The sequence below is a fragment of the Butyrivibrio sp. genome (genome assembly GCF_015056685.1).
In the GTDB taxonomy this organism is placed as follows: domain Bacteria; phylum Bacillota; class Clostridia; order Lachnospirales; family Lachnospiraceae; genus Butyrivibrio.
The window spans coordinates 20,164-32,733 of record NZ_SVFW01000046.1 but is presented as its reverse complement, the minus strand read 5'-3'; the positions used below and the strand labels follow the sequence as shown (position 1 = coordinate 32,733).

The 12,570-nt window shown below is 37.2% G+C and carries 9 protein-coding genes; 1 reads left to right on the top strand and 8 read right to left on the bottom strand.

Annotated features, from left to right (window positions below):
• Window positions 1-74 precede the first annotated feature (74 nt).
• From E7303_RS14465 to arfA, 5 genes are all read right to left on the bottom strand, one after another.
• Entirely contained in the window at window positions 75-1,592 is a 1,518-nt protein-coding gene (locus tag E7303_RS14465; protein ID WP_292146111.1) for an MBOAT family O-acyltransferase, read from the bottom strand.
• Entirely contained in the window at window positions 1,592-2,311 is a 720-nt protein-coding gene (surE, locus tag E7303_RS14460; RefSeq protein WP_292146110.1) for a 5'/3'-nucleotidase SurE, read from the bottom strand. Before surE ends, E7303_RS14465 begins: the two co-directional genes overlap by 1 nt.
• Before the next feature lie 31 nt (window positions 2,312-2,342).
• On the bottom strand, window positions 2,343-3,449 hold the full coding sequence (locus tag E7303_RS14455) for an SLC13 family permease (protein ID WP_292146109.1): 1,107 nt from the start codon (window positions 3,447-3,449) through the stop codon (window positions 2,343-2,345).
• Window positions 3,450-3,458: 9 nt separating this feature from the next.
• Window positions 3,459-4,808: an MATE family efflux transporter gene (locus tag E7303_RS14450; protein WP_292146108.1), complete on the bottom strand. Its 1,350-nt coding sequence runs from the start codon at window positions 4,806-4,808 to the stop codon at window positions 3,459-3,461.
• Window positions 4,809-4,916: 108 nt separating this feature from the next.
• Complete coding sequence (arfA, locus tag E7303_RS14445) at window positions 4,917-6,434, bottom strand: arabinosylfuranosidase ArfA (protein ID WP_292146106.1); 1,518 nt, start codon at window positions 6,432-6,434, stop codon at window positions 4,917-4,919.
• Between the two features lie 148 nt (window positions 6,435-6,582).
• Here arfA and E7303_RS14440 point away from each other — a divergent pair, with 148 nt between their 5' ends.
• The gene (locus tag E7303_RS14440) at window positions 6,583-7,509 is read left to right on the top strand and encodes an alpha/beta hydrolase (protein WP_292146105.1); all 927 of its coding nucleotides are present in this window, start codon (window positions 6,583-6,585) and stop codon (window positions 7,507-7,509) included.
• Between the two features lie 45 nt (window positions 7,510-7,554).
• Here the strand turns inward: E7303_RS14440 and E7303_RS14435 are convergent, their stop codons facing one another.
• From E7303_RS14435 to gyrA, 3 genes are read right to left on the bottom strand one after another with little or no spacing between them, the layout of a single operon-like run.
• The gene (locus E7303_RS14435) at window positions 7,555-8,517 is read right to left on the bottom strand and encodes an AEC family transporter (protein ID WP_292146103.1); all 963 of its coding nucleotides are present in this window, start codon (window positions 8,515-8,517) and stop codon (window positions 7,555-7,557) included.
• A gap of 7 nt (window positions 8,518-8,524) precedes the next feature.
• Complete coding sequence (locus tag E7303_RS14430) at window positions 8,525-9,976, bottom strand: GGDEF domain-containing protein (RefSeq protein ID WP_292146102.1); 1,452 nt, start codon at window positions 9,974-9,976, stop codon at window positions 8,525-8,527.
• A gap of 7 nt (window positions 9,977-9,983) precedes the next feature.
• Entirely contained in the window at window positions 9,984-12,539 is a 2,556-nt protein-coding gene (gene gyrA / locus E7303_RS14425; RefSeq protein WP_292146101.1) for a DNA gyrase subunit A, read from the bottom strand.
• Window positions 12,540-12,570 lie beyond the last annotated feature (31 nt).

The following is a 12,570-nucleotide window of genomic DNA, read 5'->3' as shown; positions in this document are numbered from 1 at the left end:
TTCTCAACAAGCACGGCGCCCCGTGCTCGCTGAGGAAAATCATCCGCTGCGCGGCTGATTTTCTCAGCTCGCACTTAGAACTGGAAGTATATGAAGGTGCTGACATTTGACAGTGATATAAATGACCATACAAATAAAAGCGCCAGTCCAAGAATCATCTTTTTACTGTAATTTGCTTTTTCAACAATTTCCTGTGTGTTTTTCCTTGTCATAATATAGGCTGAAATTGCGATATATATTACAAGAGTCACTACGTATACTGTATTGTCAGCGTTCATACCAAGCTGTGAAAAGAGCTGTCTTGGTATGTAATTCTCTGCAATCTCAAGTTTTGATGCTGTTCTGTATAAGAATCCCGGATATGTCCAGAAAAACAATCTCTTAAACATTCCTATGGCATGGGCCATATCCTCTGATCTGAAAAATACAAGGGATATAACAAACATAAAAAAGGTAAGCGCATTTCCTAGAGCTCTTGGAATAACTAAAAGAGGCTTCTCAAAAAACAGGTATCTTGCTTTTGATTCTTTCCCTTTTTCCGGAGCTACGCTCATAATTCCAAGGTCATCCCAAACAACTAAAAGTCCCTGCATAAGTCCCCAGCAGATATAGGTCCATCCGGCCCCATGCCAGAGTCCGCTGAGCACGAATACTATCAAAACATTTACTACGGTTCTTACTTTTCCTTTTCTGCTTCCACCAAGCGGGATATACACATACTTGATGAAGAATCTTGAAAGAGTCATGTGCCAGCGCTGCCAGAGCTCTTTTGCACTGGATGCTTTATAAGGAGAATTGAAATTCACAGGAAGCTTAAAGCCAAGCATCATGCTGACTCCATTTGCCATATCACAGTATCCTGAAAAATCAAGGTATATCTGAAATGTATAAGCCAGCATTACGGCTATTACTGTTATTGTATCCAAATAGTAGGTCTGCTGAAAGCCGTAGTTTACTGCGCCAGAAAGTGTATCTGCCAGAATAACTTTTTTGGCAAGACCTATTATGAATGAAGTAAGTCCGCTGGCAAAGTTATCCACATGTAAACGCCTTAAATCCTTGTTTTCAAACTGATCTATCATTTCTTTGTGGAAAGCTATTGGTCCCTGGATCAGTTTTGGAAAATACACTGTGTATAATGCGTATTGCAAAAATGGATAGTGCGGTGCCTCGTTATTGGCTCTGTCCACAATAAATGATATCTGTCCGAAGGTAAAAAAGCTGATTCCTATAGGCATAAGAATTTCTTTTGCCGATAAGTGAGCCCCTGAAATCGCATTGACATTGTCGATAAAAAATCCCAGGTATTTGAAATAAAATAAAAGTAGCAGGTTAAATATTACACCTATTATCTTTATGACTTTTGATGTTTGTGGTCTCTTTTTGATAATAAAGCTCAGGCAATAATTTACTGCAATACTGAACAATAAGATCAGTAAAAAAGACACTCCAAAAGTGTAATAGAAATACAGTGACATAAGTGTTAAAAAGCCCTCTGCCACCGTATATTTTTCTAATTTATTCAGCGCAAACCACCCAATAAGAAGTATGGGCAGAAACACTAATATAAAAGTAAACGAATTAAAACCCATCAGCAAAGATTCTCCACAAGTCCAATTGAAACGTAATTATCCAAAATCGCACCATAATCAGTGCCTTCTTCAGGAGTTGGTGAGAAAGCGCCATCTACCATGTATCTCACTCCATCGTTTGGAAGTTTTTCTATTTCTTTATAACTGTCTTTGTAAAATGCACTTCTTGATACTACCCTGTCTTTTAAAACGCCTTTGCATTTTTCAAGCTTACATCCAGGGAAATTCACGTTGTAGATAAATCCAGAAGTGTACTCTTTTTCCACAAGCTCAGCCATTATATCTCTTAAGTATTTATCTGTTGTCTCATGAATCCCATTCATCCCTTCAGAAAAAGCAATGGAGAGATATCCCTGAAACTCACCTTCAAGTGCTGCTCCAACAGTTGCTGAATACTGTATATCTGAAGCAACATTGTATCCAAAATTAATTCCTGACATTACGATATCAGGCTTCTCTGGCATCACACTAAGACTACCTACTCTTACGCAATCAGCAGGTGTTCCGCTACATGAATATGCCTTAACTCCTTCAACAGGAAAATCATATGGAAAAACATCTATACCATGTCTCAAAGTTATGCTGTGAGATGCTGCACTTCTCTGGTCATCAGGCGCAATTACATACACCTCGCCAAACTCCTTTGCAGCCTCTGCAAGTCTTATTATTCCATCTGATTTAATCCCATCATCATTTGTTATTATTATTCTCTTAGCCATTTAAAAACCTTTCTTATCCAATATTACTATCTTATAGAATTAGCTGCAAAATCACCAGCATTATTAAAAAGAAAATATTGAATAAAGTAAATGTAAGTACGTACTTTCCTGTGTTTTCTCTGTACTCTTTTGTATAAGACTTAAATGAGATAAGGCTTGCCATTGAAGCAATAAGTGTTCCCAGACCGCCAACATTTACTCCAATTAAAAGTTCCTTATAATTAGTTGTAAATCCTGACAGCATTAATGTGGCAGGGACATTACTGATAAATTGACTTAAAATTATTGATATAGCAAACTCTTTTCCATCTATTGTATTTCTGAAAAAGTCGCTAATAAAGCCAATTCTGCCCATATTTCCAGTGAACACAAAGAATCCTATAAAAGTGAGTAGCAAAACATAATCAGCTCTAAAAAGTATTTTGTAATCCATTCCCAGTATTACTAATAAAACGATAATTACAAAAATATACCATGGAATAAAAATTCTCAATACCGTCAAAATAGCTATTGTAAAAAGTACTCCATAAATTAAAATCTGAATTTTGCTGCCAAAATTCTTTGTAACGAGCGTTGAGTTTTTTGTCGAAGGTGTTACACTTTTAAACGATATTATGATAACTGTGCAAAACAGCATAATTGCTGATAATAAGCTATATGGCAGCATAGTTGCAACAAATTGAGGAAGTCCCATACCAGCAAGTCCGTATAGATACAGATTTTGAGGATTACCAATTGGAGTTAGCATACTTCCAAGATTTGCAGCAATTGTCTGAAGAACGATCACAGGTATCATCATATCTTCCATATCGCAGTTATGCAGGATCATGATTGCAAACGGAACAAATGTTATAAGTGCTACGTCGTTGGTTATGAGCATACTTCCCACAAAGCACATAAACACCAATACTGCCGCCAGTTGCCATCCCTTCTTTACTTTAGATAAAAGAGCTGATGCTATCTTCTCAAATACGGAATTTTCTTTAAATCCCTGAATAATGACCATCAGTCCCCACAGGATTCCTAAGGATCTAAAGTCTATGTATGAAATATACTCTTTTCCCGGATGCACAAAAAATGCTGATATAATCGCAAGGATCCAGGATATTAAAAGAACTTTATCAATCTTTTTAAGCATTGTTTACCATCACCTCGTAAGGTCTTTTACCCATTTATATTTTCTAAATCTGTGCATAACCCACGGAATCTTTCCTACTTCGTCAAGACAGGTACAGGCATACACTGCAAGAGGTGACCAATGAAATACAAATGCTCCTGCCAAAGCCAATGGAATTGCTATCATCCACATGCATACAATAAGGCTGTACATATCAAATAGTGTGTCTCCGCCGCCATCCAATACTCCATTTATGGTTACGGTATTAACTGCTCTACCTATCATATAAACAGACATGATTATCATCATTCCTATGAGGTATTCTCTTGCTGTATCTGTAAGTATAACGCCTCGAACAACTAATGGCGTAACTGCAATGACTATGGCTGTAGAAACAAATCCTATAACGTAAGAAATGTTTTTTAACTTGATTCCATATCTTTTACCAACTTCAAGCCTACCTGCTCCAAGTTCATTTCCAACTATAATTCCGGTTGCAGTTCCGATACCATTGCACATGCAACATACCAGGTCTCTCACAACAGCTGCCACAGAGTTTGCAGCTGCGGCATCTACACCCATATGCCCCATTATAGCAGTATATGAGGTGAATCCTACTCCCCAGCAAAGTGATCCGCCCATAAGAGGAAGACACTGTCTTATGAAGTCTTTTATAAGCAGAGGCGGTACCTTAAGAAATCTAGATAAGGCCGGTTTTATATACTTTTCTCCTGATGATAAAAAGATGCATAAGAATAATTCAATAATCCTTGAAATTGTTGTTGCAAGGGCTGCTCCTCTGGCCTCCATCCTTGGTATTCCAAATAATCCAAATATAAAAAGGCCATTGAGGATTATGTTTGAAATGACAGCTGTTGAGCTTATTATCGCACCTGTTCTTACATGCTCAGATACTTTCATTATGCCCAGATAACACTGTGAAATTCCTGTTATAAGATATGACCAGCCTGCAACCCTTAAATATTCACTGCCAATTTCAATAAGTTCTTTATCTCCGGCAAAAATGCTCATAAGGATTTCAGGGCAAATTTCGCATGCTGCAAAAAACAGTATAGAAACTATTCCGCAAAACCAAAGCATCAGATTAAAGATGTTTTCAAGAGTTGTCTTATCTCCCTTACCCCAGTACTGAGCTCCTAAAATTGAACCCGCTGATATGGCTGAAAAGATAAACATATTCTGAACAAATTGAATCTGCGTTGCCAAAGATACTGCCGTCATCTGCTGTTGCGCTACTCGTCCAAGCATAAGTGCATCAGCTGCCGCAACAAGAGCCAGCATAAGGCTCTGAAGGGCGATAGGAAGAGCTATCCTCGCAAGATTCCTATAAAACATTCTGTTATCTATTTTTACTTCCATGTCATTCCTCTTTTTTTAAAACTATTCAATCTATATTCCCAACTAGTCTATTATATAGAAAATGGACATGTCTACCAAGACATGTCCACTCATTATAATAAATAATATTTACTTTGCAAGTCTGATCACATTCCAGCTCTTTGCAGGAAGTTTGCTTGTAAGGATTCCCTTATCAACTTTAGAGCCCTTTGTGAAATCTACAGGCTTAACGTTGTCAGGATTTTTCTCTGTGTTTTCAGCCTTAAGATCCTTGTGAGTAAGTACGCTGTGCTCAACAACTTTATAGCCTGCGTACTGTCTAAGGTCACATGTAAGCTCGAAATCTTCTTCAAGGTTCTTATTAACTGCGAAGATTGTAAGAGTCTCGTTCTCTTCATCAGTAACAACTACGCTGTCTACATAAGGTGCTTCACCATGTTTTGACTCATATGTTGGTGTTTTTACCACTGTATTTAATACTTCTCCTCTTCCATAAACGCTCGCCTGCATATATGGATAGAAAATTGTCTGTCTCCATGCACCTGTATCTGATGTCATTATCGGTGCAATAACATTTACAAGCTGTGCAAGGCAGGCAATCTTAACTCTGTCTGCATGTCTGAGAAGTGTAATGAGCATTGAGCCAACCAGTAGTGCATCCTCAAAGTTATAAACATCCTCAAGCTGATGTGGATGTTCACACCATTTCTCAAGCTTTTTATCCTGTTCATTGGAATGGTACCATACGTTCCACTCATCAAATGAAAGGTTGATAGTCTTCTTTGAACGCTTAACAGCCTTAACATAATCGCAAATGCTGATTACCTGACTGATGAACTGATCCATTGCTACGCTGCTTGCAAGGAAGTTTGGTGTATCATTTTCAGCATTTCCATAATATGTATGGAGTGAGAGATAATCTGTTGTATCATAGCTGTTCTCAAGAACAATTCTTTCCCACTGTCCATAAGTATTCATATAAAGAGATGATGATCCGCATACTACAGTCTCAATTGAAGGATCAACGAGCTTCATGATATGGCCTGCTCTTCCTGCTTTAAGGCCATACTCCTCAGCTGTCATATGTCCCATCTGCCATGGTCCATCCATCTCATTGCCAAGGCACCAAAGCTTGATATTGTACGGATCTTTAGCACCATTTTTAATTCTCATATCACTGTACTTTGTACCGCTCTTTATATTGCAGTACTCAATTACATTTTTAGCATCCTCAATACCTCTTGTACCAAGGTTTACAGCATACATTGGCTTTGTGCCAACTTTCTTACACCAGTCCATAAACTCGTCGAGACCGAACTGGTTTGTTTCTACTACTCCCCACGCAAGCTCAAGTCTTCTTGGTCTGTCTTTTTTAGGTCCAATGCTGTCTTCCCAATTAAATGCAGATACAAAATTACCGCCAGGATATCTTACGATTGGAACCCCAATCTCTTTAATAAGTTTCATTACATCCTTACGATATCCATTTTTATCAGCAAATTTATTACCGGGCTGATAAATACCTTCATATACAGCTCTCCCAAGATGCTCGATAAATGAACCATATATACGCTCATCTATCTTGCTGATCGTGAAGTCACGATCAATACATAGTTGCACTTTGTTATCGATTTTTGCTTTTTTCATTTTACATACCCCTAAAATAATTTACAGTTATACAAATAATATAAACCAATTCTTTCAAAATGAAAATGGAAAATATCTTAATCTTTAAAATAATGGTATTATATATATAACCTTTCTTAGGTTTATTTATGACAAGATTGGAGACACAATGAGTAAGAATAATACAATTTTTAAACTTGGTTTATTTTCAGCCCTTTTTGGTGGCGTTTATGCATTTAGTAACTATATCTACAAGATCACTTCAATCCCCCATCAGCACAGCGACGGAGATGCAGATTTTGACAAGCTGATCACAGAGGGCAGATACTTTGTAAGAAACAATCCTGACAGACAGGATATGTATATTGAGAGCATTGATCAGTTAAAGCTTCATGCTTCATTTATTCCGGCAAAAGAAAAAACAAATAAATACGTGATCCTTATTCACGGAATCTGGGATAATCACGAAAGTAATGGTATTTACGCAAAACACTACCTTGAAAAAGGCTTAAATGTCCTTCTTCCCGACCTTAGAGGCTTTGGAAAGAGTGAAGGTAAATACATAGGTTATGGCCTTGATGACAGGCTTGATATCATGGAATGGATTTACTGGATAATTAAAAAAGATCCTCAGGCAAAAATAATCCTTCATGGTATGTCCATGGGTGCTGCAACAACTCTTATGACTACAGGTGAAAAGCTCCCTAATAATGTTAAAGCTGCAATTGCAGACAGCTCCTATTCAACACTTCGTGAACAGTTTGCTTCCACCTACAAGAGTTTCAAGGGTTCTTTTGTTCCTATTCCAATAGCAATAGCTATTGCACGTGCTGTTATTCTTATTCGTTCCGGATATGATATAAACGATGCCAGCCCTATTAAAGCTGTAGCTTCATCATCAACTCCAACTCTTTTCATTCATGGAGATGATGATACATTTATCGATCCACATATGTGTTCAAGACTCTATGAAGCAGCCAGCTGCCCTAAGCAGTACTGCATGATTCTTGGCGCCGGACATATTGAGAGCGTGGTAAAAGACCCTGAGAATTACTGGAAAAAAATATCAGAATTTCTTACAAAGATTGAGTTTTAAGTAAGATAAAGGCTTTGTGAATCATCAATTCACAAAGCCTTATTTTTATATAATTCCTATTGATTTTAAAATATATAACCAGAAAGTAAGTGAAAATCCGCAGCCAAGCGTTGTCATCATTATAATGCTGCTACTAAGTGTTCCTTCATGGCCCATACTCTTGGCCATTATATAACAGCTTACGGTTGTAGCTGATCCGAGCATTACAAGAATAGCAACTATCTGTTCACCTACAAATCCCACACCTACTGCAATTGGCATTATTATCGCCACTAATAAGAAGAGTTTTATAAAACTTGCAAGAAGCGCTGGCTTTATTTCTTTTGCTGCCTTTTTTATTTCAAAGGTTGCGCCCATTGACATTAGTCCAAGTGGTGTTGCAAGCGCAGCAACACTAGAAGTCACACTTCTAAAAAATTTAGGCATTGGAATTTTCAGTACCGACCATATCATTCCGCATAAAATCCCCAGAATGATAGGATTTTTTAATATTCCAACTATTGTATCCTTTACAAGTGCCTTTTTATCACTATTATCAGCATTCTCCTTTGGAGCAGTCAATGTAAGAATTATTACAGCAAAGATATTGTAAAGAGGCACACTTCCAAGGATCATAAGCGGTGCCATTCCGGAATTTGATTCACCATAGATATTGTGGATAAAAGCAATTCCAAGCAGAGCCGCGCTGCTTCTGTAGGATCCCTGTATAAACTCTCCGCGTTTTGAATTATCTTTTATTACTATTTTTGAAAATATTGTGATTACTAAAATGCTTATTATGGTTGCAGCAAAACAAAATAGTACAAACTTGCCATCCCAAGTTCCAGCAAAATCCTGGGTTGAGAGATCATTAAATAGCAAAACAGGAAGTGCTATCTTAAATACAAATTTATTCATCCATGATGCTGCTTTTTGGTCGATAATACCTATTTTTTCAAAGATGTATCCAAGAACCATCAAAAGAAAAATAGGTAATGTAGCATTTAAACTAAAAATAAGATTATCCATTATTTTATTATTGCATTTGTTTTATTTTTTGAAGATTATCATCTGTTTCTTTTAACATTTCTCTAAGAGAGAGATTATCTTCATAGCTGAATTCGCAGATAGAATACTGAAGATGATTCATATATCTGCTTGATTCCTCAAGAAGGCTGGCATTCTGCGCTGACATTTCCTGCCTGAAATTTTCAGCTTTGCCTTCTTCATCTGTTATTTCTATAACTGCAAATTCGTCGCCTCTGATTCTGCCGTAAATACTCTTTTTAAATACGCTTTCAAGAACTTCGGCAATCCTTCTTACAGCTCTATCGCCTTCTTCGTGTCCATATAATTCGTTTATTTTCTTTAGTGAATCCATATGGATATAGGCAACTATTGCATATTTTCCGGGTTTAAACTCTTCTTTTAACAAGTCATAGGCTTTTGCAAAGAATCCTCTTCTGTTAAGGCCTCCTGTGAGATAATCCTGATCTCCGATATGATCAAGAACCGAATCATCTCTTGCAAGCTCTTCCTGAACTTCATAAAGCTCTTCTGTTGTTTTGAGCAATTCTTTTTCAAGGTATGAAAGTCTTGAAACACCAGTCACTATACTTACAAGTGAACTAAAGAAATGGTTTATCAGTGTCTTTGATCTGAATTCTGTTACCACAATTCCAAGCTGATGTTCTCCGACAAATATATCACCTGCAATAAGGACTGTTGATTTACTCAAGAACTGTGAAAAGATTTTATCTGTGTCGATTATCCTCTTTTCTTTATCAAATACAGCTACTTTTCCACAAATTGCTGTGCTTTTTACACTTATTTTTTCAGGTAATACCCAATTGTACTTGAGATTATTCCTTATCTTTGTGTCATAAAGAAAAATACCAAAGTTCTTTATCCCATCGGAAACAGCTTTTTCTGAGAAAATACCATATGCTTTCTCATTTTCATATTTTCTGTTCAGAAGTAGAGCCCCTAATTCTGAGAGAGTTCTAATTGCATCGGATTCAGGTTGTTCCACAAAAGAAAAGCTCTTTTGTGCTTCATTTGCCGGAAGTTTTCCTTCCTTGGCAAAAAAACATGCATCACAAACTGCTTCATATCCGAGTTGCTCGAACTGTTCATGATCAGTTTTTACTTCATTTACTGAAGTGAAGCCTTCCTGCTCTGTTAGTGTTAAAATAGGCACCTTATCAAATTTATTTAAAAATGATTCTTTTTTCAGAATAGTAGCGTTTCTTCCGATACGCTCTATGTCTATGATCAGTGCATCGAAATCAGCAGTATTGGCATAGTCAAATAATGCTGAGTATTGATAGTCATAAGGATTTTCTGCATCTTTGTTATCGGAAGCAAGATATTTACCAGGCATGATGACAAGGGAAATACCCTTGTCATCAGCAGCCTGGCTAGCTCCTATACAAATCTTTTTTACATCCTTATCTTCTAATTCAGATACTAACAGTCCGATGTTCATTGGCCCCTCATTCCTCAGGAATATCTTCTGTTACGTCATCAATATTATCTAGTTCTTTATCGCCGTCTGATATTTTTTCTCTTACTTTTGCAATCTTCGCTACTGTAACACCCTTATCAAGATTTATCATCTTAACGCCTGATGTTACTCTTCCATGGACTGATATCTCATCCATTCTGAGCTGGATTATTATTCCGGCACTAGTGATCATCATAATCTCGTTGTCGTCATTTACTGCTTTAACTCCAACTACATTACCGGTCTTTTCTGTTATCTTATAGCACTTAACTCCCTTACCACCTCTGAACTGATTATGGAATTCATCAAGAGTTGTTCTCTTTCCATATCCTTTTTCAGAAACGATAAGAAGTGAATCCCCCTGAGTATTGAGCTGCATTCCAACGATCTCATCTGTATCGTCAAGCATCATTCCTCTTACACCCATTGATGATCTTCCTGTTGAACGAACATCATCTTCATCAAAATGGATACACATACCATTTTTAGTAACAAGGAATACTTCAGAGTTTTTCTTTATTGTCTTTACTTCAATAAGCTCATCGTCATCACGAAGGTTGATCGCAGCAAGTCCTGTCTTTCTTACATTTGAGAAATCTGTAATAGGAGTTTTCTTTACAGTTCCTTTCTTGGTTACCATAAAGAGACTCTTTTCCTCATCCTCAAAGTCTTTTACAGGTATCATGGCGGATATCTTTTCTCCAGGTGCAAGCTGAAGCAGATTTACAATAGCCATTCCACGTGATGTTCTTGAAGCTTCCGGAATCTGATATGCCTTTAATCTGTATACTCTTCCGGTATTAGTAAAGAACATTACGTAGTTGTGTGTAGTAGTCATGAGAATATCTTCAACGAAATCATTTTCGATTGTTGTTATTCCCTTGATTCCTTTTCCACCACGATTCTGAGCTTTGAAATTGTCAATTGACATTCTCTTTATATAGCCAAGATCTGTCATTGCAATTACAGTATTTACGTTAGGAATCAGATCTTCCATGTCGATGTCTGAATCGTCATGTCCTATCTGTGACTTTCTATCATCACCGTATTTATTTGATATTTCCTGTATTTCTGTCTTAATAACTCCAAGAAGAAGCTTTCTGTCTGCAAGTATAGCTTTCAATTCTTCTATTCTCTTTAAGAGTTCTGCGTGCTCCTGTTCAAGCTTGTCTCTTTCCAAACCTGTGAGAGTACGAAGTCTCATATCTACAATGGCCTGAGCCTGAACATCAGAAAGACCAAATCTCTCCATTAACTGCTCTTTGGCAATTGCAACTGTTTCACTTCCTCTTATGATCCTGATAACTTCATCGATGTTATCAAGCGCAATGAGCAATCCCTCTAAGATATGATTTCTTTCTTCCGCTTTGTTAAGATCATATTTTGTTCTTCTGGTAACAACTTCTTCCTGATGCTTAATGTAGTACTTAAGCATATCAACAAGACCAAGAACTTTAGGTTCATTATTAACAAGCGCAAGCATGATTATACCGAAGGAATCCTGCATCTGAGTATGCTTATAGAGCTTGTTGAGCATGATGTTAGGATTTACATCACTTCTGAGCTCAATAACTACTCTCATTCCTTCTCTGTCTGATTCATCACGAAGAGCTGTGATTCCATCAAGCTTTTTAAGCTTAACAAGCTCTGCAATCTTTGAAATCATATTTGCTTTATTAACAAGATATGGAAGTTCAGTAACAACAATCCTGTTCTTTCCATTAGCCATAGGCTCAATGTTTGTAACAGCTCTGATAATTACTTTTCCACGGCCTGTTCTATAAGCTTCTTCTGCTCCTCTTGTTCCAAGAATAATTCCACCTGTTGGGAAGTCAGGAGCTTTAACTATTTCAAGGAGTTCTTCAATTTCAGTTTCTCTGTCCTCAAGAACTCTGTTATCAATCATTTTTGTAACTGCACTTATAACTTCTCTAAGGTTATGTGGTGGAATGTTAGTAGCCATACCTACCGCAATACCTGTAGTACCATTTACCAGAAGGTTAGGATATCTACTTGGAAGTACTGTTGGTTCTTTTTCTGTCTCATCAAAGTTTGGTACAAAATCAACAGTATCTTTGTTGATATCTGCTATCATTTCCATGGAAATCTTGGTAAGTCTTGCCTCAGTATATCGCATGGCAGCTGCACCATCACCATCCACAGAACCAAAGTTACCATGTCCGTCAACAAGGCAATATCTCATTGACCATGGCTGAGCCATGTTTACCAATGCTCCATAAATAGAACTGTCACCATGAGGATGATATTTACCCATGGTATCTCCGACGATACGAGCACATTTACGATGTGGCTTATCGGGACCATTGTTAAGTTCTATCATTGAATAAAGAATTCTTCTCTGTACCGGCTTTAAACCATCTCTTACATCCGGAAGTGCTCTGGAAGCGATAACACTCATTGCATAATCAATGTAATCTGCTTCCATTGTCTTTTGAAGATCAACTTCTTTTATTCTGTCTGTTGTGACTTTATCAAAAACATCTTCTGATAAATCGTTGTTGTTATTGTTATTATTTTCAGCCATTTCTGTTTATTCCCCTTTGCAATGGATGAGA